Genomic DNA, 22,023 nt, shown 5'->3' with positions numbered 1-22,023 from the left:
TTGGACGGGCCGGGCAGAGGCCGTTCGGCCGTCCGGAGGCCCGTAGCATCCTCGGTGTGAGCAGCATCACGTCCACTGAGGTGGCAGGAAAGCTCGGCGTCGTCGTCATCGCGCACAACGACGAGGCGCTGGTGGGCGACGCGATCCGGTCCGTGCTCGACCAGGGACCCGTCGTCGCCGAGGTCGTCGCCGTCGACGACGGATCGAGCGACGGGACGGCCCGGGTCCTCGACGAACTCGCCGCGCTGCACCCCCGGCTGCGGGTGGTCCACCGCACGGTCAACAGCGGCGGCTGCGGCACCCCCCGCAACGACGGCGTCCGGGCGGTCACCGCGCCCATCGTGATATTCCTCGACAGCGACGACGTGCTGCCCGAGGGAGCGGCCGAGACGCTGGTGGCGGCGGCCGAGCGGCACGGCGCCCCGGTCGCGGTCGGCGCCTGCGTCCGGCGCGAACTGCCCGAGGGCCGCGACGTGCGCTGGCAGCCCGCGCTCTACCGCGAGCCCGCCGTCCTCGAGTCCTCGGACGACCTCCTGCCGCTCGTGCACGACACGCTCTGCGTCAACAAGGTCTACGACCGCGCGTTCCTCGCCGAGCACGGCATCCGGTTCCCCGACGGGCGCTGCGTCTACGAGGACTTCCTCTTCACCGCCCGCGTCCTGGCCGCCGCACCCCGCGTCGCCGTCGTCCCCGACACCGTCTACATCTGGCACGTGCGCCGGTCCGGCGCCCGGCTGTCGATCTCCCTGGACCGGGACGCCGTCGCGAACTGGGAGGCCCGGATCGCCGCCCACCGCACCGCCGTGGAGACCTTCGAGGCGGCCGGCCGCAAGGAGCTCGCCGCCGCCTGCCGCACCAAGTTCCTCGAACACGACCTGCGGCTGTACGCCCGCGACCTGCGGGCACACGACGCCGGCTACCGGACCGCGTGGTGGGAGCTCACCCGGGCGTACCTCGGCACCTTCGGGGAGGGCGAGATCGCCGCGGCCGCCGCGCCCGCCCGCTGGGCCGCCCGGTTCGTGCTGGCCGCGGAGGAGCCGCGCGACCTGGAGCGGCTGTCCCGGCTCACCGCCGACCCCGCGCGGCTGCTGCCGCCGTACGCCCTGGGCGGCGACGTCCCGGTCTGGTCCGAGGACCTCCCCGTCGAGCTGGACGGCGTGGACACGCTGCCGCTCGCCGGGCTCCCGCTGCTGGTCGACGGCGACCTGCGGGCCGGCGCGACCGGTGGCGCGGGGGCGGGGGCGGGCGGCTCGCTGCGGTTCACCGTCCGCGACCTGTACGGCCGGCTGAGCGTCGCCGTTCCCCGTACCGCACGGGTCGACTTCGTGCCCCGGGGGGCCGACGCGCCCGCCCGTACCGAGCGGACAGAACTGACCGAGGGGCCCGTCGGCTGGTCCGGCCGCGTCCCCGCCGGGCTCACCGGACTGGCCCGCGAGGGGCGCCGCCGGGGGAACCGGGGCGTCCAGCTCTGGGACGTCCGGACGACGGTGACCTGTGCGGACGGCTCCGTCTTCACGACGGCCCTCCGGCTGCCGGCGGAACGGCAGCGTCGGTCGCTCGTACCGAGCAGCCGGTACGGTGTACTGCTGGTGCGGCAGTACACGACGGCGAACGGATCGCTGGCGGTACGGCTCGCGCCGGGTGTCCGTGACGGGCTCCGGGCGATCGGGGCGAAGCTCCGAAGGATCTCCCGCAGCTCTCATTGAAAGGGGTTTGGGGCAGTGACTTATCTGATCACCGGTGGCGCCGGATACATCGGCTCCCACGTCGTCCGTGCCATGACGCAGGCCGGCGAGCGGGTCGTCGTCCTCGACGACCTGTCCACGGGCTACGAGGAGCGCGTGCCGGAAGGCGTCCCCCTGGTGGTCGGCTCCACGCTCGACCGCGAGGTCCTGGACCGCACGATCGCCGAGCACGGCGTGACCGGCGTCGTCCACCTGGCCGCGAAGAAGCAGGTCGGCGAGTCCGTCGAGCTGCCGCTGCACTACTACCGCGAGAACGTGATCGGCCTCACGGTCCTCCTGGAGGCCGTCGCCGCCGCGGGCGTCCGCAACTTCCTCTTCTCGTCCTCCGCCGCGGTCTACGGCATGCCGGACGTCGACCTCGTCACCGAGGAGACCCCGTGCCTGCCGCTGAGCCCGTACGGGGAGACCAAGCTGGCCGGCGAGTGGCTGGTGCGTGCCGCGGGCGCGGCGCACGGCATCTCCACCGCCTGCCTGCGGTACTTCAACGTGGCCGGCGCGGCCACGCCCGAGCTCGCCGACACCGGGGTCTTCAACCTGGTCCCGATGGTCTTCGAGCGCCTGGACGCGGGGGAGGCCCCGCGGATCTTCGGCGACGACTACGCCACGCCCGACGGCACCTGCATCCGTGACTACATCCACGTCGAGGACCTCGCCGACGCGCACCTCGTCGCCGCGCGGAAGCTCGCGGAGTGGGCCGAGGCGGGCGAGCCGCGCGACCTCACGGTGAACATCGGCCGCGGTGAGGGCGTCTCCGTCACCGAGATGGTGGGGCTGATCAACGAGATCACCGGGCACACCGCCGAGCCGCTCGTCACCCCGCGCCGCCCCGGCGACCCGGCCCGGGTCGTCGCCGCCGCCGACCGCATCGCCTCGGAGCTGGGCTGGAAGGCCCGCCACGACGTGCGCGACATGATCACCTCGGCCTGGGCCGGCTGGGTCGCCCGCCGCGGCGCCTCGGTCTGACCCACCGGGCGAACGACGGGCGCCCGACCGGCGGCGCGGGCCGCCGGAGGACGACAGGGGAGGGGCCGGGGAGTCACGACTCCCCGGCCCCTCCCCTGTCGTCCGGTGCGGTGCGGGCTCAGCGCTCCAGGAAGGCGAACAGCGCCTCCCAGCGGTCGGTGATCCGGTCGGCGGAGTACCGCCTCACGTTCTCGAAGGCGGCGTCGCCCATGCGGTCCCGCAGTTCCCTGTCGGTGATCAGCGTGCTGATCCGGCCGGCGAGTTCCACGGTGTTGCCGAGCCGGGCCAGCAGGCCGTCCTCACCGTCCCGGATGATCTCGCGGACCCCCGGCGCGCAGTCGAACGCCGCGCAGGGCACCCCGGCCGCCATCGCCTCCAGCAGGGTGATCGGAAAGCCCTCGGCCCGGGAGGCCTGCGCGAAGACCGAGGCCCCTTCGAGGGCCCCGAGCACGTCGTTGGTGCGCCCCCGCCACTCCACGGAGCCGTCGAGCCCCAGCTCGGTGGTGCGCCGCCGCAGCGCCTGCTCCTCGTCCCCGGCGCCGTAGATCCGCAGCGTCCAGTCGGGGTGACGGTGCGCGACCTCGGCCCAGCTGTCCAGCAGTATGTCCACGCCCTTCTCGTGCGAGAGGCGGCCGACGGAGACGACGGCCTTCCCGGTGCGGCGCACCGGCGCCGCGGGCATGAAGGGCAGGGCGTTCGGCATGTGGCCGACGTTGTCCATGCCGGCCCGGATCCAGCGGTCCGCGTCGCCGGGGGTGAGGACGAGCAGCCGGTCGACGTCCCGGTAGTGGCGCTTCACCCGGGCGAGCCGGGAGGCGGCCGCGCTCGCGGCGTACGACTCGTGGCTCATGCCGATGACGACGAGGCCCTTGGTGTCGGCGAGGGCCACCCACTCCATCGCCCAGACCTGGGTCACGATCACGACGGCACCGGGCCGGGCGGCGGCGAACAGGGCCGTCATCCGCTCGGCCCGCGCCCGCATCCCGGCGGCGCGGACCGCGTGCCGCCGGCGCTCGGCGGCGTTGAGCCGGCCCCGGAGGCCGCGCAGCGAGCGGACCTGCGGCGGGTGCGCGTCGTACAGGGTGGTGGTGGGGTACGGCAGGGGCTCGGGGAACTCGTGCTCGCGCCCCTCGGGGGCGGGCCGGATGCCGATGACGTGCACCCGGTGGCCCCGGTCGGTGAACGCCCGGGCCATCTGGTGCGTCCAGGTCGTCACCCCGCCCATCTCGTCCACGCTGTTGGAGACGATGAAGAGGTCGCGGCCGCCGTCCGTGGCGGTCTCGGGCGTCCCGTGGATCTCGTGGGTCTCGATGGTCACTTCCCGCTCCCGGTGAAGAACGTGCCGACGATCCGGCGGGCCGCGTCGCCCCGGTCGTACTCGCTGAAGTCCGCGTTGAACCGCTGCCGGGCCGCCGCGTACTTGGCGTCGGCCTCGTCCGGCAGGTTCGCGATCACTCCGAAGAGCTCCTCCTCCGTGGCCACGACGGGGCCGGGGGCGTGCTCCTTCAGATCGAAGTAGGTGCCCCGGTTCTCCTGGGCGTACTCCTCGTAGTCGTACGCGAAGAAGACCATCGGCCGGTCCAGCAGCCCGTAGTCGAACATCACGGAGGAGTAGTCGGTGATCAGCCCGTCCGCGAGGGCGAGCAGCGGGGTGACGTCGTGCAGCCGGGACACGTCGACGACCCGCCCGCGCACCGACGCCGGCAGCGACACGCTGTTCAGGTAGTGCGTCCTGATCAGCAGGGTGTGGGTGTCGCCGAAGCGGTCCGCGAACTCCTCGATGTCGAAAGGTGCTTCGAAGGCCCGGACCTTGCCGCCCGGCGCCGCGCGGAACGTCGGCGCGTACAGCAGGACCTGCTTCTCGGGATCGATGCCCAGTTCGGCCGCGAGCGGTCCGCGCTCCCGGCGGCCCGTCCTGGCCTCCGCGCTCCGTGCCTCCACGAGGACGTCGTTGCGGGGGTAGCCGACGGGCAGCAGCACCTCGTCGCGGAGCCGGAAGGCCCGTGCGAGGGTGCGCCGGTCGTGCTCGCCGCGGATCAGGAAGTGGTCGAAGCGGTCCAGGGCCTGCTGGAAGGAGGCCTGCGCGGCGAGGCCGCGGGACTTGGTGTGGGGCTCGTCGAAGCCCATCCGCTTGAGGGCGGTGCCGTGCCAGGTCTGGATGTACGTGGTCCCCGGGCGCTTGGTGAGCCGCAGCGGGAAGCCCTGGTTGTCGATCCAGAACTCGGCCTGGGCCAGCGCCCGCAGATACGCCCAGCTCCAGCGCTTGACCAGGGTCGCGTCCTCGGGGAAGCCGGTCGGCGCGGCGCCCGAGTACGACCAGACGGCCCCGAAGGAGACGCCCTGGCGCCGCATCTCCTCGTAGATCGCCCGCGGGCTGTCGCTGTACTGCTTGCCGAGGTGGCTCTCGAAGACCACCAGGCCCTTGCGGATCGGCAGCCGGCTGTACACCTCGTGATAGACCCGCAGCTTGGTCTCGCCCGAGTTCAGCTCCTTCCTCGCCCGGAGCAGCCGGCGCAGGCCGGTCTTCGCGAGCCGGGCGGTGCGGCCGTGCATGGCGCCCTCGATCATCGCCGTGGTGTGCACGGCGGCCCGGCCCTCGGCGGTGAGGACGTAGGAGAGATTGCCCTTCCTGGTGACCTGGGGCACGAAGCGGTCGGACACCAGCGTGGTGAGCCGGGGGCGGATCCGGAGGCTGCCGGCCTCGTCGACGGGGGCGCCGCCGGCGGACACCCGGGTCCGCAGGGTCTGGCCGTCGACCGTGAGGATCAGCCGGACGTCCCAGACGGCGTCGATGATGCCGAGCGGACGGACCGCGCGGGCGACGTCCGCCTCGCCCTCCCACTCGATCCAGGCGCCGGCGTGCCGGAGCGTCGTGACCGGGATGCGGGCCGTCCGGCCGCCGACGCTGCGCCGGGCGGAGAACTCCAGCACGGCGCCGAGTCCGGCCTCCGGGCGGATCCGGCCCAGCGGGTTGACCACGCGCCCGGCCATGCGGACGACCCCGGCCGTACTGGAGTAGGAGGTCAGCCGGTTCCCCAGGGCCAGCGCGGTCAGCGGCTTGGTGTCGTAGCGGGAGGAGGTGACGTCCAGGATCTGACGCCCCTGCTCGGTGTCCAGGTGCTCGGCGCACCAGTAGACCCGGCCGTCCCGCTCGGCGAGCGGGACGGTGAGCCGGCCCGGGTTGGTGAGCGCGTCGGTGGCCGGGAGGAGGTTGGCCCAGTCCTCCTTGCTCAGGAGGTACGCGCAGACGGCGTGCATGCGCTGCACCTCCTCGTACGCCCGCGGGTCGATCTCGGCGAGGTAGCCGTTGGCCAGCCGGGCGAACTCCCGCCGGTAGTCGTCGCCGAGCAGCGGCAGGTCGCGCAGGTGCAGCACGAGGTCGTGCTTGAGGAACTTGATGTCCTTGCGGTACTTGAGCTCGTCGTACCCCCTGGCCTCCAGGAGGGCGTCCACCCGTCGGTGGATCTCCATGCGGTGCACGAAGTTCGCGATCTCGTGGCGCCTGTTGCTGATCGACTTGGCGGCGGCGCTCTCCTGCACGTTCCAGAAGTAGACGTGGTTGGGGATGAGGGTGATCCGGCGCGCGGCGACGTAGGCCTGGGCCGAGAAGAGCAGGTCCTCGTAGTGGATGCCGACCGGGAACTCCAGGCCCTGTTCGAGGAGGAAGGCGCGCCGGTAACACTTGTTCGTCGACAGGGTGTCGAAGACCAGCAGGTCGGACAGCTCGGTGATCGACTCGATCGTGCGGGTCCGGGAGTACAGCCAGGGGTACCACTCGGTGGTCTTCCTGTGCCGGCTGTCGAGGTGGACGCGGACGCACAGGCCGGAGACCAGGTCGGAGCCGGTGCTCTCGGCGGCGTCGAGCATGTTGCGGCAGGCGTTGCGCTCCAGCACGTCGTCGCTGTCGAGGAACATGACGTACGTGCCGGTGGCGTGCCGGATGCCGTGGTTGCGCGGGGCTCCGCAGCCGCCGCTGTTCGCCGGCAGCTGGAAGGCCCGGACCCGGTCCGGGTTCTCGGCGGCGAGAGCCTGGGCGACCGTGAAGGTGTCGTCCCTGCTGCAGTCGTCGACGATGACGACCTCGACGCCGTGCAGGGTCTGCTCCAGCACCGACCGGACGGCCGTCGGCAGACGCTCTGCGTCGTTGTAGGCGATGACGATCACGGAGACGTCAGGCACGGGCACCTCGATTCACTTGTCGTGCGTCCACTCCTCCTCAAACTACCTGGTGTTCATGATCCGTTACGCAATGTCACCCCTCGCAGAGCCGTTCGGTCAGGATCGGTTGATCCGGTCCACGCCGTAGTACTCGGCCGTACACCGGGCGGCCCAGTCCTTCTCGTACACCCTCGTGAAGAACGGTTCGGCGAGGCTGCCGATGTGCAGCGGGCGGTACCCGACCTCGCTCCGGCCGGCCGCCACCTCCGCCCGGATCCGCGCGTCCTGCCGGTCCCAGGCCAGACTGCGCGCCACCGTCTCCGTCGTCAGCGTCCGCACCGCGGGCACCAGGGCCGCCGTGCTCGCCACCGCCACCGCACCGGTCGCCACCAGGGCCGCCAGCCGGGAGGCGCGCACCCCGGGGGGCGGCGCCGCGCGCCCGGCCCCCTCCCCGTCGCCCTCGCCCCCGGCCGGCGGCGCGACCAGCCCGCGCCCCAGGCGATACCCCAGCCAGGCCCCGTAGCCGCAGAGCGCGAGCAGGAACGGCACGACGAAACTGGTCCACGTGCGCGCGTACGTCCAGCCGTCCACCCCGTAGCCGCTGCGCAGTCCGTACGCGGCCACCAGGCTCCCGAGCGCGATCAGCGGCAGCGGCAGAGCCAGGACGGCCACCCGGAACGATCCGCCCGAGGCCCGGCCGGACCCCGGCTCCTCCGTGTCCGCCCCCGAGCCCCCGCCGCCCGCCCGGCGGACCGAGAGGGATACCGCGAGGCCCAGGAGCACCCCCGCCGCCAGCGCCCCCACGTACGCCCACTGCCCGCCGATCGTCTCCCAGATCCGGTACCAGTCGCGTACCGCCTCCCCGACCCCGGACAGCGTCAGCGGCTCCTTCGGCTGCTGGGCGCGCCGCCAGCGGGCCCCGGGAGACGTGGTCAGCAGCACCAGACCGACCAGGAGGCCCAGGCACCAGGCGGCGCACCAGGTCGACGCGAACCGGTCGCGCGTCCGGCCGAACCGCGGCAGGCAGAGCACGCCCGCCGCCGCGGCGACCAGCCCGGACATCGCCACGAACGGCTCGCTGAGCATCCCGGCCGCCGTGCCCAGCACCGCCGCCGCCCCGACCGCGGCGCCCCGCGCCCACCGCCGACTGCTCCGGGCCGCCCACACGGCCGACAGCACCGCCCAGACGCCGAGCACGCTCGGCAGGGTGTGGGAGATGGTGGCCGGAGCCCAGAGCAGCACCTGGTACGAGCGGGTCCCCGCGAAGAACAGCAGCGCCTCGACCACCAGCACCGCCGCGGCGGTCGCCGCCGCCGGGAACGGCAGCCGGAGCGCCCGCAGCACCGCCCGCGCGAGGAGGAACAGGCCCGCGCCCAGCGCGACCACGAGGAAGGCCGGCATCAGCTTCGGGCCCCGCATGCCGTCGGAGTAGAGCAGCCCGGTCAGCAACGCGTTGGTGACCCGCCCGTTCTGGGTCAGGTAGAAGTCCGACGTGATGCCGAGGACCCCCATGTCGCGGGTCTTCCACAGCGCGCACCAGTCGTCCGACGTCGGCCGCACGTACAGACCGAGGAAGGCGCCCACCGACAGCAGCGCGCCCGCTCCGGTGCCGATGACCAGCGCGATCCAGGGGACCGCCTGCCGCAGACCGCGGGCCGCGTCGCCGCTCTGCTCGTCGTCGTCCGGCATCCGTGCGTCACCGAGGTCCGACAGGGTCGTTCTACTCACGGGGCATTGCTCCAGGGGGCCGAGTTCCGTGGCACGAGGGCGCCGCCTCCGTGGCGTCGCCAAGGTATCGGCACAACAGGTCTCTAGGGTGACAAACGACAGAAAACGCCGCGTACAGCACTATCTTCCCCGCATGCTTTGCCGCATGGACGACATGCCGACCGGGCGCGGCCACCCGGGCGACGCCGGACGGTCACCGCCCCCTCGTACCGTGGCCGCGCTGCTCGAAGGCGAGTTCGGTGGCGGTCCCTCAGGACGTACTCTTGCCCATCCCACTGGAGTGACCGTTCATGACCAGGCTTTCCGTCGTCGTCCCCTGCTTCAACGAGGAGGACGTCGTCGAACGCTTCGACGCGCGGATGCGCCAGGTGCTCGACAGCCTCCCCGTCGGATACGAGATCTGCTACGTCGACGACGGCAGCTCCGACGGAACGCTGACCAAGCTCCGCGAGATCGCCGCCCGGCACCCGCACCGCACCCAGTACGCCTCCTTCAGCCGCAACTTCGGCAAGGAGGCCGCCATGCTCGCCGGCCTGCGCAAGTCCACCGGCGACGCCGTGGTCATCATGGACGCCGACCTCCAGCACCCGCCCGAGCTCCTCGCCCGCATGCTCGACCTGCACCACCAGGGCCACGACCAGGTCATGGCCCGCCGGACCCGCGAAGGCGACAAGAAGCTCCGCTCCGCCCTCAGCCGCGTCTACTACCGGGCGGTCAACCGCTGGGTCGACGTGGAACTCACCGACGGCGTCGGCGACTTCCGCCTGCTGTCCCGCCCCGCCGTCGACGCCCTGCTCTCGCTCCCGGAGTACAACCGCTTCTCCAAGGGCCTCTTCTCCTGGATCGGCTTCGACACCGTCACCTTCGACTACCAGAACGCCGCACGCGAGGGCGGCGAGACGAAGTGGAAGTTCAGCTCCCTGGTCAACTACGGCATGGACGGGCTGATCTCCTTCAACAACCGCCCGCTGCGCATCGCCCTCTGGCTCGGCATGACCCTGACCGGGCTCGCGGCCCTCTACGCGGTCTGGGTCGTCGCCGCCGCCGTCACCCAGGGCGTCACCGCCCCCGGATACGTCACCCTGGTCGCGATCATCGCGGGACTCGGCGGCGTGCAGATGGTCATGCTGGGGCTGATCGGCGAGTACATCGGCCGCATCTACTACGAGACGAAGCGCCGGCCGCACTTCCTCGTCAAGGAGACCCACCGCTCCTTCGGCCGCGGCGCCTCCGAGCGGGCCGCCGCCGAACGGATCCGCGTCGTCGCCACCGAGGGGGAGCGCTGATGGGAGACGGCCCTCCCACCGGTCGGCGCGGACGGCTCGCCGAGATCTTCCGCTTCGCCCTCGTCGGCGGCGTCAACACCGGCACCTTCTTCGGCTGTTACCTGCTCCTCCACCCGTGGATGCCCTACTTCGCCGCCTACTCCCTCGCCTTCGTCCTCAGCATGATCGGCTCCTTCTTCCTCAACACCTACTTCACCTACCGCACCAGGCCGACCTGGAAGAAGTTCGCCCTCTTCCCGCTCACCAACGTCACCAACTACCTGGTGCAGAGCGTCGGCCTCTACGCGCTCGTCACCTGGGCCGGCCTGGACGACCGGATCGCGCCACTCGTCGCGGCCGTCGTCGCCATCCCCTTCACCTACCTCATCTCCCAGCGGATCCTCGTCCCCCGGAACTCCGGACGGGGCACCGGCGGCTCGGGTCCAGGGAGCGAAACGGACGAGCGGCAGCCCTCCCGGCTCGCGTAGATTGCCTGACAGTCGCGGCGGGGAACACACGGCGCGCGGGACAGCCGAGTGAGGACGACGCAGGTGGCGGCAGAGGTGACGGCGCAGATGACCGGAGAGACGGACGACGCGAGGCGATACGTGACGGAGGCCCGCCGCATCGTCGTCAAGGTCGGCTCCTCCTCCCTCACCACCGCGTCCGGAGGCCTCGACGCCGACCGCGTCGACGCCCTCGTCGACGTGCTCGCCAAGGTCCGCAGCGGCGGCGAGAAGGAGATCGTCCTCGTCTCGTCCGGAGCCATCGCCGCCGGCCTCGCACCGCTCGGCCTCACCCGCCGCCCCAAGGACCTCGCCCGCCAGCAGGCCGCCGCCAGCGTCGGCCAGGGCCTCCTCGTCGCCCGCTACACCGCCTCCTTCGCCCGCTACGGCGTCCGCGTCGGCCAGGTCCTCCTCACCACCGACGACACCAGCAGGCGCGCCCACTACCGGAACGCCTACCGGACCCTCGACCAGCTCCTCGCGATGGGCGCGCTGCCGGTCGTCAACGAGAACGACACCGTCGCCACCGACGAGATCCGCTTCGGCGACAACGACAGGCTCGCCGCCCTCGTCGCCCATCTCGTCCGGGCCGACCTGCTCGTCCTGCTCTCCGACGTCGACGGCCTCTACGACGGCGACCCGTCCAGGCCCGGCACCTCCCGGATCGCCCGGGTCGGCGGCCCGGCCGACATCGCCCACGTGGAGATCGGCTCCGCCGGCAAGGCCGGCGTCGGCACCGGCGGCATGGTCACCAAGGTCGAGGCCGCCCGGATCGCCGCCGCCGCCGGCATCCCCGTCGTCCTCACCTCCGCGAGCCGAGCCGCCGACGCCCTCGCCGGCCGCGACACCGGGACCTACTTCCACCCCACCGGCCGCCGCTCCGCCGACCGGCTCCTGTGGCTCGCCCACGCCTCCACCCCGCAGGGCTCCCTCACCCTGGACGCCGGAGCCGTGCGCGCCGTCGTCGAGGGCAAGAAGTCCCTGCTCGCAGCCGGTGTCGCCGGAGTCGAAGGGGACTTCGTGGCGGGCGACCCGGTCGAACTCCGCGACACCGACGGCCGGGCCGTCGCCCGCGGACTCGTCAACTTCGACGCCAAGGAGATGCCCCGCATGCTCGGGCGCTCCACCCCCGAACTCGCCAGGGAACTCGGGCCCGAGTACGAGCGCGAGGTCGTCCACCGCGACGACCTGGTCGTCATCCGCTGACCCGCCCGCCCCTGCTGAAACGGCTGAAAGTGCGGCCATCCGGAAGGGACGTTTACCAAAACCGCCCCAAGTGCCGCCTCGGGCTGGTCAACTTTGTCTCGGGGGTAAGAGAGCAGGGCGGGGTACAGCACACGCATCACACAGGAGGCCGCCGGTGAGACGAGCGCGCCCAGGGGCGCCGCCCCGAGGGACTGCCGAACGCGCCCTGACCAGTGTCGAGGCCGGAGCCGACTTCGACGAGGCACGGGACAGGTCCACGGACACCAAGACCGAGACCACCACCGAGACACGCGAGGTTCGCGAGGCGCGTGAGGCACGCGCCAGGGAACAGCCCGTGTCCAAACTCTGGCACATCACGCTCAGCGTGTCGGGTGTCGAGTCACCGCTGAAGGAGGTGCGCCGAGGGCTGGAACAACTGGCCCACGACCACCCCTTCCTGCTGACCAGCCGCTATGCCAACGACCACGCCGAGATCCGGTACTGGGAGGAGGCCCGCGACCTCCACGACGCCGCCGCCGTCGCCCTGCGCCTCTGGGGCGAGCACCGGCAGACCGCCAAGCTGCCGCCCTGGGAGATCGTGGGCCTGGAGGTCATCGACCGCGAGACCTACCACCAGCGGATCGCGGAGGGCTACGGCCCGCCGCCCGCCGCCCCGGTCGGCGTCCACCCCTACTGAGCCGGGCCGGTCCCGGACGCCTCCCCGAGCGAGGCGTCCCGGAACCGCCGGGCCACGTCTCGGAGTGCGGGATACGTGAGGGATGTCCGCAGGGGTGCCAGTACCCTGCGGGCATGACCTCGCTCACGCCCCTCGACAACCTCTCCCCGGTCACCCGGGCCGCCTACCGGGCCCGCGGCGCCGCCGCCGAAATCGCGCCACTCCCGCGCGCGGCCAAGGACGACGCCCTGCTGGCCATCGCGGACGCCCTCGAAGTGCGCACCGCCGAGATCGTCGAGGCCAACGCCGAGGACATCGCCAAGGCCCGCGAAGCCGGTACCAGCGAGGCGATCATCGACCGGCTGACCCTCACCCCCGAGCGCGTCCGGGCCATCGCCGCCGACGTCCGCGACGTCGTCGCGCTGCCCGACCCCGTCGGCGAGGTCGTCCGCGGCTCGACCCTCCCCAACGGCATCGACCTGCGCCAGGTCCGCGTCCCGCTCGGCGTCGTCGGCATCATCTACGAGGCCCGCCCCAACGTCACCGTCGACGCCGCCGCCCTCTGCCTCAAGTCCGGCAACGCCGTCCTGCTCCGCGGCTCGTCCTCCGCCTACGCCTCCAACACCGCCCTGGTGAAGGTCCTGCGCGACGCCGTCGGCGGCGCCGGGCTGCCCGCCGACGCCGTCCAGCTCGTCCCCGGCGAGTCCCGCGAGTCGGTGCGCGAGCTGATGCGCGCCCGCGGCCTCGTCGACGTCCTCATCCCGCGCGGCGGAGCCTCCCTGATCCGCACGGTCGTCGAGGAGTCCACCGTCCCGGTCATCGAGACCGGCACCGGCAACTGCCACGTCTACGTCGACGCCCAGACCGACCTCGACATGGCCGTCGACATCCTCATCAACTCCAAGGCCCACCGGGTCAGCGTCTGCAACGCCGCCGAGACCCTCCTCGTCCACCAGGACGTCGCCGCCGCCTTCCTCCCCAGGGCCCTCGACGCGCTCGCCGAGGCCGGAGTCACCGTCCACGCCGACGAGCGGGTCCTGGCCCTCTCCGAGGGCTCCAAGGCCACCGTCGTACCGGCCACGCCGGAGGACTGGGAGACCGAGTACCTCTCGTACGACATCGCCGCCGCCGTCGTCGACTCCCTCGACAAGGCCGTGGAACACATCCGGACCTGGTCCTCCGGCCACACCGAGGCGATCGTCACCACCTCGCAGGCCGCGGCGCGCCGGTTCACCCAGCTGGTCGACTCCACCACGGTCGCCGTGAACGCCTCCACCCGCTTCACGGACGGCGGACAGTTCGGCTTCGGCGCGGAGATCGGCATCTCCACCCAGAAGCTGCACGCCCGGGGCCCCATGGGCCTTCCGGAGCTCACCTCGACCAAGTACATCGTCACCGGTGACGGTCACGTGCGGTAATCACTCGTATCGGTACGGGCGGGGAGGCTTCGCACTCTCCCTGCCCAAAACCCCCTCGCGGGTCTACTCTGATTCCGTGCCGGACGACGTGGGGGGCACGCCGTTCCAGAACGGCGGGGACCCTGAGGACTCTGTCGACCGCGGAGGCGCCGACGAGGTCTACGCCGACGTGGTGTTCGACGAGGACTTCGTGCGCTCCGCGACCATCCACGAACCCACCGCGGTCGAGCGGCTCCTCGCCGCGGCCCAGGCCCGCGCGGAGGCCGAGTCGGCCCGCGCACGAGCCGGCGGCGGATCGGGCGACGACGACCTCTACGAGGACTTCCCCGACCACTCCGGCCCCACCTACGAGCCGGACGACGTCGGCGACGACGCCAGCCCCTACGGCCGCCACGGCGGCGCCCTGCGCCCCTACCGGGGCAGCGCCCGCTGGCACCGGCCCGTCGCCTGGCTCCTCGCCCTCGTCATGGGCGTCGGCATGGTCGCCCTGGCGTTCAGCGCCGTCTACCGGGGCGCGGCCGCCAACCGTCAGGACCAGGTCCCGCCCCCGGCCACGACCGGCGTCGACACACCCAACCCGAACCCCGCCCCGCCCGCGGCCCACGCGCCCGCGGCGAGCTCGGCGTCCCCGAACTAGCACCGGCCCCTCGGGACTCCCGGCCGCCGCCTCTCCCGGCCCGTGTCCCCCGGGGAGCGGAGACCGTTCGGCTCCCTGGCCGCACGCACACACCCCGACGGCGGAATTCTTCCGACTTTGTCGTGTACCTGGGCGTTTACCGAAGCCCCCGCCGACCTACCCTGAAGGTATGGCAGGGCGTGGCGACCCGCCTGAGGGGACCCCCGAGGGCGTCCCCGGTGGTGAGGACGAGTACAGGTCCGTCGTCTTCGACGAGGCGTTCGTCCGCGCTGCCCACCTCCAGGAGTTCTCGGCCCGGGAGCGGCTGGGCGAGCACACCGAGGCCGTCCGCAACCGCCCCTCCGCCTGGGAGGGCCGCAGCAGCTCCCGTCAGGCCATCCTGCTGGTCCTGCTGATCCTCCTCGCCTTCGGCACGGCCATCTATCTGGGTGTCCGCAACCCGTACCAGCCGCCCGCCGACCAGCGGGCCGAACCCCTGCGGACCACCGTGGTCCCGCTCGCCCCGCAGGGCGCCGTCGTCGGCGGCGAGCCCGCCCGGCTCTTCGACCACAGCCCGGCCGCCGAGTACCGCACGGGGGCCGCGGGCATCAACCTCCCCCTCACGGGCCGCACCACCCATTTCGCCGAAAGCCAGGTCGTCACCGCCCTGAGCATCGCCAAGGAGTACCTGGTGGCCTCCTCCCTGGAGCCCGACGTGCTGTCCGGGGCCACCGTGCGCCCTCCGCGGCTGCTGCTCGACCCCGACCAGCTGGAGCAGTACGACCGGAGCGTCGAGGCACCCGCCGACGACGGCCGGCACGCCCTCGCCGCCTGGCTGGTCCGCTTCGACCCGCGCCAGGTGGTCCTCGCGGACCCCGCCACCCGCGTCCAGGGCACCCTGCGCTTCGAGGAGACCAGCCCGGACACCCTGGACGTCACCGCGGACCACACGTACACCTACGCCGTCCGGCCGGCCGTCCAGGGGGCGGGCCCCGTCGCTCAGGCCTCCCTCTTCACCGTCCACCGCGAGGTGCACTTCCGCTTCGACCGCGAGGACCTGCGGATGCACCGCACCGAGTTGGTGACCTCCACCGTGGAGGCGGGCCCCCAGGCGTGCGGCGCGGACACCACCGGCTCCCTGAAGCCGCTCCTGGCCGGAGCGCGGGCCCCCGAGGCGGGCGGCGGCCCCGCGGCCACCGACCCGTACGCCACGGGCCGGCCCGCCGCTCCCTCGCTGTGCGGAGCACTGGCACCGAGCGCTCAGCCCTCGCTCTGAGCCCCCGGGCCTGTGAGACCCCGAGACTCTGAGCCCCGGCGCCCGCCCGCGTCTCCGCTACTGGGCGCCCCCCGTGGCGCCGTCCGGGTCGCTCTTGCCGTCGCCGGTGGTGCCGTCCGGCCCGGTGTTGTCGGGCTTCTTCGCGCCCTGCCCGCCGCCGAAGGCGCTGCGCAGCTTGCCGCCCAGGTCGCCCGCCAGGTCGCCGGCGCCCCCGGCTATGTCGCCGACCAGCTTCATCAGCGGATCCTTGCTGGTCCGCACGGTGTCCGCGTAGTGCCCGGCCGACTCGCGGAAGGAGTCCGTGACCGAGGTGTCCTTGTCCTCCGACCGCTTCGGGTAGTGGCCGTCCATGATCCGCTGGAAGTCGCGGCTCTCCGACCACTTCCGCAGCTCCGCGGCCCGGACCGTGGTGAAGGGATGCGTGCGCGGCAGCACGTTGAGGATCTTCAGGACCGAGTCCCGCAGGTCCCCGGACTTCTCGTACTCGTCGGCCTGGGCGAGGAACGCGTCCACGTTCATCTCGTGGAGGTGGTTGCCGCCGGCGATCTTCATGAGACCCCGCATGGAGGACTGCACGTCCTGCCCGACGAGGAGCCCGGCCCGGTCGGCGGAGAGCTCCGACTTGCGGAACCACTCGCGCAGGGCCGTGACGATGGCCATGATCGCGATGTTCCCCAGCGGGATCCAGGCGACCTTGAGCGCGAGTCCGGTGAGGAAGAGCAGCACCGTCCGGTACACCGAGTGCCCGGACAGGGCGTGGCCGACCTCGTGGCCGACGACCGCCCGCATCTCCTCCTCGTCGAGGAGCTCCACCAGGCCGGTGGTGACCAGGATGATCGGCTCGTCCAGGCCGATGCACATGGCGTTGGGCTTCGGGTCCTGCGTCACGTACATCGGCGGGACCTTCTCCAGGTCCAGGATGTAACAGGCGTCCCGCAGCATGTCGTTGAGATGGCTGAACTGCGCGTCGCTCACCCGGACGGAGTCCGAGAGGAAGAGCAGTCGCAGACTGCGCTCCGGCAGCAGTCCGCTGAGCGCCTTGAAGACCGTGTCGAATCCGCTGAGCTTGCGCAGCGCCACCAGCGCCGAGCGGTCGGCCGGATGCTCGTAGGCCCGCGAGGAGATGCCGGGGAACCGCTTCCGCTGCCTGCTCGGCACGTTCCCCTGGTCCTTCTCGGTCATGGATGCCCCCTGTTCGTACGAGTCGGTGCTCGTCCCCCTGACGCCCCCCAGCCTAGGCGGTGGCGCTACCGTGTGCCGGAGCCTGTGGATAACTCGGGCACAAGGACGACCGAGGAGCACGACCGACATGCCGGACACCGTCGACACCGCCGCAGCCCTGCTCGCGGCCGCCGCACAGGAGGGGCCCGGTGACACGCTCCGTATCGTGCTGCTGGTCTCGCTCGTGGGCGGTGCGCTGCTCGCCTGGTTCCTGCTGCGCGGCTACCGCACCGACGACACGGGGGACGCCGGCGCCGCCGACCGGACCGCCGGCGGCACCGACGGCGCCTCCGGCGGCAACACGGACCGTGACGCGAGTGCCTGAGTCGGCGTGAGCCGGTCGGGACCGCCCGCATACGATGTGCGCGAAGTCTCCGCTCCCATCCCCGATCGATAGGTCTGCCGAAGATGAGCCTCCACAGCACCGCCGCCAACCTGGTCTCTCTCGCCGAGGGCGCCGAGCACGGCGGCAACCACGCAAGCCTCAGCCCCTACCTCACCGGCTTCGGCGCCCTCGGCGCGCTGCTCCTGCTGCTGTGGATCACCACCCGCTTCAACCGCGACCGCTGAACCGGCGACCCTGATCAGGCGTCCGCTGCCGTGCCAGTAGGCTCTGCACGCATGGGAGAGCAGGAAATGCCTACTGGCGGGCGCGGGAAGCGCCGACTCGGCGTGATGGGCGGAACCTTCGACCCGATCCACCACGGACACCTGGTGGCGGCCAGCGAGGTCGCCGCCCTGTTCCACCTGGACGAGGTCGTGTTCGTGCCGACCGGGCAGCCGTGGCAGAAGAGCGACCGGGCCGTGTCCGCGGCCGAGGACCGCTACCTGATGACGGTCATCGCGACCGCCTCCAACCCGCAGTTCTCGGTCAGCCGGATCGACATCGACCGCGGCGGCGCGACCTACACCATCGACACCCTGCGGGACCTGCGCTCCCTCAACAGCCACGCGGACCTCTTCTTCATCACCGGGGCCGACGCGCTGTCGCAGATCCTCACCTGGCGCGACGCCGAGGAACTCTTCTCGCTCGCGCACTTCATCGGCGTCACCCGGCCGGGGCACGACCTCACCGACGACGGACTGCCCAAGGGCGGCGTCTCGCTGGTCGAGGTTCCCGCGCTCGCCATCTCCTCCACCGACTGCCGGGCGAGGGTCGCGCAGGGCGATCCCGTCTGGTACCTGGTCCCGGACGGCGTGGTGCGCTACATCGACAAGCGCCAGTTGTACCGCGGCGAGTGAGCTTCGGGGAGGGCCACCGGTGAACGACCAGCAGCAGCCGTACGACCCGTACTATCCGCAGCCGCAGATCATCGGCTACGACGAGTACGGGCAGCCGGTGTACCAGCAGCAACAGCAGCCGCAGCAGGGATACGGATACGACCCGTACGCCCAGCAGCAGCAGTACCAGGAGCCGCAGCAGTACCAGGGGCAGCAGTCCCCGTCGTACCAGGAGCGGCAGCAGGCCCCCCAGCAGCCGCACTACGACCCGTACGGGCAGCAGGGCTACGCCTACCCCTCCTACGACACGGGGCAGCAGTGGGCCGCCCAGCCCGAGGCCGCCGCGCCCGCCGCCCCGGCCGTACCCCCCGTGGCCCCCGCCGCGCCCGTCGCGGCGCCCCCCGGCGTCCCCGGCCAGCGCCCCGCCTCCGAGAGCCCCGCCGCGGAGCGCCCCGCTCCGGCCCGGCCCGCGGGCGACGACGACCGCGAGTACCGCACCGAGCAGTTCTCGTTCATCGAGGAGCCGGACGAGGACTCCGAGGACGTCATCGACTGGCTCAAGTTCACCGAGAGCCGTTCCGAGCGGCGCGAGGAGGCCAGGCGCCGGGGCCGCAACCGGATCGTCGCCCTCGTCGTCGTGCTCGTCCTCGCGGTGGTCGGCGGCGTCGGCTACCTCTGGTCCGCCGGCATGCTCCCTGGCGCCTCCACCGAGGAGCAGAAGGGGGGCACCGCGACCGGTCCGCAGAAGCGCGACACGATCGTCGTCCACCTCCACGACACCACGGGCGGCGGTACCTCCACCGTCCTGCTCGTCAACAACGCCACGACCCGCCAGGGCACCTCGGTCCTGCTCCCCAACTCCGTCGTCGTCGCCGACGGCGAGGGCGCCGCGACCACCCTCGGCAAGTCGGTCGAGGACGACGGCTCCAGCGGCACCCGCGAGGCGATCGGCAACCTCCTCGGCGCCCCCATCACCGGCACCTGGCGCCTGGACACGCCGTACCTGGACACCCTCGTCGACCTCGTCAGCGGCATCGAGACGGACACCGACACCGAGGTGCCCGACCCGAAGAAGGGTGCGGACCCGCTGGTCAGGAAGGGCGAGAAGCAGTCCCTGAACGGCCGGGCCGCCGTCGCCTACGCGACCTACCGGGCCCCCGGCGAGGCCGAGACCAAGCAGCTCCAGCGCTTCGGGCAGGTCATGTACGCGGTCCTGCGCAAGATCTCGGACGATCCCCGGTCCGCCACGGTGACCGTCGAGAGCCTCACGCAGATCTTCGACCCCTCGCTCTCCGAGAAGGACCTGGGCGCCGCCCTGGCCAAGCTCGCCGAGCACGCCAAGGTCGGCGACTACAAGACGGCCCTTCTCCCGGTGGGGCAGGACGGCGCGCTGACCGAGGGCGCGAGCGACAGCGTGGTGAAGGACATCCTCGGCGGAAAGGTCACCGCGCCCGAGGCCGGCGACGTGCCCCGGGTCTCGATCCGCGACGGTTCCGGCAAGAAGGCGACCGAGGCCGCCCGCATCGTCCTGATCAACGGCGGCTACGCCTTCGTGGGCGGCGGCGAGGCGGACACGCAGGAGAAGTCGCAGGTCGTCTACGCCGACGACCTCCAGAAGGCGACGGCCGCCGAGGTCGCCAAGACCCTGGGCCTGCCGGACGGCTCGGTCACCAAGGGCAAGCCCTCGGGAGCGGCCGCGGTGACCGTGGTCCTGGGCCGTGACTACAAGGTGCCGGGAGCCCGGTAACGGCGCTCCGGAAAACGTTGGCGGGGCCGTCGGCGGTCCGTGAGACCCTGGAGGGGTACTGGACCGCCGACGAAAGCCTGCTTGTGACCGCCACGGACCGTTCCATCGAGCTCGTCAACGCCGCCGCACAGGCGGCCGCCGACCGACTCGCTCACGACATCATCGCGTACGACGTCAGCGACGTGCTGTCGATCACCGACGCCTTCCTGCTCGCCTCCGCGCCCAACGACCGCCAGGTCAAGTCGATCGTCGACGAGATCGAGGAGCGCCTCAACAAGGACCTCGGCGCCAAGCCGGTCCGCCGCGAGGGCGACCGCGACGCGCGCTGGATCCTCCTGGACTACGTCGACATCGTCGTCCACGTCCAGCACAGCGAGGAGCGTGTCTTCTATGCGCTCGAGCGCCTGTGGAAGGACTGCCCCGAGCTCGCGCTCCCCGAGGACGCGGCGAAGACCCGCGGCAAGGGCGCCGAGCACGCCGAGCTGACCGGCGTCGACCTCTCCGCGCACGCCGCCGGGCTGCCCGACGGACCGGACGGTGAGCTGAGCTGAGCACCGGCAAGAGCGGCACCGGCCGCCGCATCGTCCTCTGGCGTCACGGCCAGACCTCGTGGAACCTGGAGCGCCGCTTCCAGGGCTCGACCGACATCGAGCTGACGGAGACCGGCGTCGCCCAGGCGCGCCGGGCCGCCCGGCTGCTCGCCGCGCTGCAGCCGGACGCCATCGTGGCCTCCGACCTGAAGCGGGCGGCGGCCACCGCCGCCGAGCTGGCCGCGCTCACCGGCCACGCCGTCGCCCACGACTCCGCCCTGCGCGAGACGTACGCGGGGGAGTGGCAGGGGCTGACCCACGACGAGATCGTGGCGCGGTACGGCGAGCAGTACGCCGCGTGGAAGCGCGGCGAGGCCGTCCGCCGGGGCGGCGGCGAACTGGAGACCGAGGTGGCCGACCGGGCCGCGCCGGTGGTCCTGGAGCACGCCGACAAGCTGCCCGAGGACGGCGTCCTCGTCGTGGTGAGCCACGGCGGCACGATCCGCACCACCATCGGCCGGCTCCTCGGCCTGGAGGCGCAGCACTGGGAGAGCCTGGGCGGCCTCTCGAACTGCTGCTGGTCGGTGCTCGGCGAGGGCGCGCGCGGCTGGCGCCTGATGGAGCACAACGCGGGCACGCTGCCCGAGCCGGTCCTCGGCGACGACGACTGAGCCCCCGACCGGCCTGCCGGACCCGGATTTCACTTTCCGGCAGGTCACAGGCTAAAGTTCTTCTTGTTCGCAGCGCAGAGCGCGAAGAACACGAGGGGCTATAGCTCAGTTGGTAGAGCGCCTGCATGGCATGCAGGAGGTCAGGAGTTCAATTCTCCTTAGCTCCACAATCACCCGGATCCCGTCCCCAGCAGGGGGCGGGATTCGTCGTTCAAGGGGCGGGCCGTTCCGTCGCCTCCCGCAGCGCCGCGAGCCCCCGGCGGCTCTCCTCGTCGTTCGGCGTGTAGGCCACGATCCGGCACTCCGGCATCCCGTTCACCGAGAGGGACACCGAGGTCAGCCGGATCTCCCCCGTCCGAGGGTGGCGGAAGACCTTCACCCGGGTCCCCGGCGGGACCACGTCGCCGCTGCGCCAGAGCCGGGCGAACTCAGGACTGGCCTCCGCGAGCGCCCGGACGAACTCCTCCCAGGCCGGCTCGCCGACGTGGCGGCCGTACGCGCCCCGCAGCTGGGCCACCATCAGCGGCAGCTCCCGCTTCCGGTCGACGACCGGGCAGACGGGGCCGGGCACGCTGAACAGCGCCCACAGGACGTTGCGTATGCCGTACGGGCCGGTGTCCAGGCCCTCCCGGCCCTCCTGGAAGAAGAGCAGCTCGTACATGGCGTTGGTCGCCAGCACGTCGTACCGCGCGTTGTAGAGCACCGCCGGGTGCGGGTCCAGGGCGTCGAGGATGCCCTGGATCTCCGGGCTGACCACCGCCGCGTCCGAACCCGACCGCTCCGGCGCGTACGGCACCTCCGCCAGGTGGTAGAGGTGCTCACGCTCGGGCCGGTCGAGCCGGAGCGTCCTGGCCACCGCGTCGAGCACCTGCGCCGAGGCGTTGATCGGGCGCCCCTGCTCCAGCCACGTGTACCAGGTGACGCCGACGCCGGAGAGCTGGGCGACCTCCTCGCGGCGCAGCCCCGGAGTGCGGCGGCGGAGCCCCGGTGGCATCCCCACGTCCTCCGGTGTCACCCTGGCCCGGCGGCTGCGCAGGAACGCGGCCAGTTCCGGCCGCCGGCGCCGCTGTGTCGGTACTGCTGCCACGATCGTCACA

20 protein-coding genes and 1 tRNA gene are annotated in these 22,023 nt (G+C 72.4%); 16 read left to right on the top strand and 5 right to left on the bottom strand.

What is annotated here, in order from left to right; translation table 11 throughout:
- Nucleotides 1–56: 56 nt before the first annotated feature.
- Both ACF09E_RS06600 and galE read left to right on the top strand, forming a co-directional pair.
- Complete coding sequence (locus ACF09E_RS06600) at nt 57–1,706, top strand: glycosyltransferase family 2 protein (RefSeq protein ID WP_392204164.1); 1,650 nt, start codon at nt 57–59, stop codon at nt 1,704–1,706.
- A gap of 15 nt (nt 1,707–1,721) precedes the next feature.
- Nucleotides 1,722–2,708 (top strand): UDP-glucose 4-epimerase GalE, encoded by a 987-nt coding sequence (galE, locus tag ACF09E_RS06595; RefSeq protein ID WP_392204163.1) that lies wholly within the window; start codon nt 1,722–1,724, stop codon nt 2,706–2,708.
- 118 nt (nt 2,709–2,826) lie between these two features.
- Here galE and ACF09E_RS06590 read toward each other — a convergent pair whose 3' ends face one another.
- From ACF09E_RS06590 to ACF09E_RS06580, 3 genes are all read right to left on the bottom strand, one after another.
- On the bottom strand, nt 2,827–3,933 hold the full coding sequence (locus ACF09E_RS06590; RefSeq protein WP_392204434.1) for a glycosyltransferase: 1,107 nt from the start codon (nt 3,931–3,933) through the stop codon (nt 2,827–2,829).
- 89 nt (nt 3,934–4,022) lie between these two features.
- Nucleotides 4,023–6,893, bottom strand: coding sequence for a CDP-glycerol glycerophosphotransferase family protein (locus ACF09E_RS06585; RefSeq protein WP_392204162.1), 2,871 nt, complete (start codon nt 6,891–6,893; stop codon nt 4,023–4,025).
- A gap of 90 nt (nt 6,894–6,983) precedes the next feature.
- Nucleotides 6,984–8,594: a hypothetical protein gene (locus tag ACF09E_RS06580; protein WP_392204161.1), complete on the bottom strand. Its 1,611-nt coding sequence runs from the start codon at nt 8,592–8,594 to the stop codon at nt 6,984–6,986.
- Nucleotides 8,595–8,884: 290 nt separating this feature from the next.
- On the opposite strand from ACF09E_RS06580, the gene ACF09E_RS06575 reads away from it, so the two are divergent.
- From ACF09E_RS06575 to ACF09E_RS06545, 7 genes are all read left to right on the top strand, one after another.
- Nucleotides 8,885–9,880, top strand: a complete 996-nt coding sequence (locus tag ACF09E_RS06575) for a glycosyltransferase family 2 protein (RefSeq protein ID WP_392204160.1) — start codon at nt 8,885–8,887, stop codon at nt 9,878–9,880.
- On the top strand, nt 9,880–10,347 hold the full coding sequence (locus ACF09E_RS06570) for a GtrA family protein (RefSeq protein WP_392204159.1): 468 nt from the start codon (nt 9,880–9,882) through the stop codon (nt 10,345–10,347). The genes ACF09E_RS06575 and ACF09E_RS06570 overlap by 1 nt, the downstream gene beginning before the upstream one ends.
- Nucleotides 10,348–10,434: 87 nt before the next feature.
- Nucleotides 10,435–11,571, top strand: a complete 1,137-nt coding sequence (proB, locus tag ACF09E_RS06565) for a glutamate 5-kinase (RefSeq protein WP_392204158.1) — start codon at nt 10,435–10,437, stop codon at nt 11,569–11,571.
- A 154-nt stretch (nt 11,572–11,725) separates the two neighbouring features.
- Complete coding sequence (locus ACF09E_RS06560) at nt 11,726–12,247, top strand: hypothetical protein (protein ID WP_355960877.1); 522 nt, start codon at nt 11,726–11,728, stop codon at nt 12,245–12,247.
- Nucleotides 12,248–12,360: 113 nt separating this feature from the next.
- Complete coding sequence (locus tag ACF09E_RS06555; protein ID WP_392204157.1) at nt 12,361–13,644, top strand: glutamate-5-semialdehyde dehydrogenase; 1,284 nt, start codon at nt 12,361–12,363, stop codon at nt 13,642–13,644.
- A gap of 76 nt (nt 13,645–13,720) precedes the next feature.
- Nucleotides 13,721–14,281 (top strand): hypothetical protein, encoded by a 561-nt coding sequence (locus ACF09E_RS06550; protein ID WP_388798854.1) that lies wholly within the window; start codon nt 13,721–13,723, stop codon nt 14,279–14,281.
- Nucleotides 14,282–14,450: 169 nt separating this feature from the next.
- Nucleotides 14,451–15,536 carry a hypothetical protein gene (locus ACF09E_RS06545; RefSeq protein WP_392204156.1) on the top strand — a complete coding sequence of 362 codons (1,086 nt, stop codon included), beginning with the start codon at nt 14,451–14,453 and terminating at the stop codon, nt 15,534–15,536.
- Between the two features lie 57 nt (nt 15,537–15,593).
- Here ACF09E_RS06545 and ACF09E_RS06540 read toward each other — a convergent pair whose 3' ends face one another.
- Complete coding sequence (locus tag ACF09E_RS06540; RefSeq protein ID WP_392204155.1) at nt 15,594–16,718, bottom strand: M48 family metallopeptidase; 1,125 nt, start codon at nt 16,716–16,718, stop codon at nt 15,594–15,596.
- Nucleotides 16,719–16,845: 127 nt separating this feature from the next.
- Here ACF09E_RS06540 and ACF09E_RS06535 point away from each other — a divergent pair, with 127 nt between their 5' ends.
- The 7 genes from ACF09E_RS06535 (at nt 16,846) to ACF09E_RS06505 (ending at nt 21,093) form a co-directional block, all read left to right on the top strand.
- Entirely contained in the window at nt 16,846–17,082 is a 237-nt protein-coding gene (locus ACF09E_RS06535) for a hypothetical protein (protein ID WP_392204446.1), read from the top strand.
- A gap of 83 nt (nt 17,083–17,165) precedes the next feature.
- Nucleotides 17,166–17,327, top strand: coding sequence for a hypothetical protein (locus tag ACF09E_RS06530; RefSeq protein ID WP_361856377.1), 162 nt, complete (start codon nt 17,166–17,168; stop codon nt 17,325–17,327).
- A gap of 51 nt (nt 17,328–17,378) precedes the next feature.
- The gene (nadD, locus tag ACF09E_RS06525) at nt 17,379–17,999 is read left to right on the top strand and encodes a nicotinate-nucleotide adenylyltransferase (RefSeq protein ID WP_392204154.1); all 621 of its coding nucleotides are present in this window, start codon (nt 17,379–17,381) and stop codon (nt 17,997–17,999) included.
- 19 nt (nt 18,000–18,018) lie between these two features.
- Nucleotides 18,019–19,725, top strand: a complete 1,707-nt coding sequence (locus ACF09E_RS06520) for an LCP family protein (protein ID WP_392204153.1) — start codon at nt 18,019–18,021, stop codon at nt 19,723–19,725.
- 83 nt (nt 19,726–19,808) lie between these two features.
- The gene (gene rsfS, locus ACF09E_RS06515; RefSeq protein ID WP_361849505.1) at nt 19,809–20,276 is read left to right on the top strand and encodes a ribosome silencing factor; all 468 of its coding nucleotides are present in this window, start codon (nt 19,809–19,811) and stop codon (nt 20,274–20,276) included.
- Nucleotides 20,273–20,926 carry a histidine phosphatase family protein gene (locus tag ACF09E_RS06510; RefSeq protein ID WP_392204433.1) on the top strand — a complete coding sequence of 218 codons (654 nt, stop codon included), beginning with the start codon at nt 20,273–20,275 and terminating at the stop codon, nt 20,924–20,926. Before rsfS ends, ACF09E_RS06510 begins: the two co-directional genes overlap by 4 nt.
- Nucleotides 20,927–21,020: 94 nt before the next feature.
- A tRNA-Ala gene (locus ACF09E_RS06505) sits at nt 21,021–21,093 on the top strand.
- Nucleotides 21,094–21,137: 44 nt separating this feature from the next.
- Here ACF09E_RS06505 and ACF09E_RS06500 read toward each other — a convergent pair.
- Nucleotides 21,138–22,022, bottom strand: coding sequence for a helix-turn-helix transcriptional regulator (locus ACF09E_RS06500; RefSeq protein ID WP_392204152.1), 885 nt, complete (start codon nt 22,020–22,022; stop codon nt 21,138–21,140).
- Between the last annotated feature and the right edge of the window lies 1 nt (nt 22,023).

The organism is Streptomyces sp. NPDC014891, from assembly GCF_043081085.1.
Lineage (GTDB): Bacteria > Actinomycetota > Actinomycetes > Streptomycetales > Streptomycetaceae > Streptomyces.
Note: the sequence above shows the minus strand (reverse complement) of the source record. Positions and strands in the feature narration are given on the sequence as shown.

Bases quoted from the DNA above. Each gene is read 5' to 3' on its own strand.
- ACF09E_RS06590 (WP_392204434.1), bottom strand. From the start codon at position 3,933: ATGGGCGGGGTGACGACCTGGACGCACCAGATGGCCCGGGCGTTCACC.
- ACF09E_RS06575 (WP_392204160.1), top strand. From the start codon at position 8,885: ATGACCAGGCTTTCCGTCGTCGTCCCCTGCTTCAACGAGGAGGACGTC.
- ACF09E_RS06570 (WP_392204159.1), top strand. From the start codon at position 9,880: ATGGGAGACGGCCCTCCCACCGGTCGGCGCGGACGGCTCGCCGAGATC.
- proB (WP_392204158.1), top strand. From the start codon at position 10,435: ATGACCGGAGAGACGGACGACGCGAGGCGATACGTGACGGAGGCCCGC.
- ACF09E_RS06555 (WP_392204157.1), top strand. From the start codon at position 12,361: ATGACCTCGCTCACGCCCCTCGACAACCTCTCCCCGGTCACCCGGGCC.
- ACF09E_RS06545 (WP_392204156.1), top strand. From the start codon at position 14,451: ATGGCAGGGCGTGGCGACCCGCCTGAGGGGACCCCCGAGGGCGTCCCC.
- ACF09E_RS06540 (WP_392204155.1), bottom strand. From the start codon at position 16,718: ATGACCGAGAAGGACCAGGGGAACGTGCCGAGCAGGCAGCGGAAGCGG.
- ACF09E_RS06535 (WP_392204446.1), top strand. From the start codon at position 16,846: ATGCCGGACACCGTCGACACCGCCGCAGCCCTGCTCGCGGCCGCCGCA.
- ACF09E_RS06530 (WP_361856377.1), top strand. From the start codon at position 17,166: ATGAGCCTCCACAGCACCGCCGCCAACCTGGTCTCTCTCGCCGAGGGC.
- nadD (WP_392204154.1), top strand. From the start codon at position 17,379: ATGGGAGAGCAGGAAATGCCTACTGGCGGGCGCGGGAAGCGCCGACTC.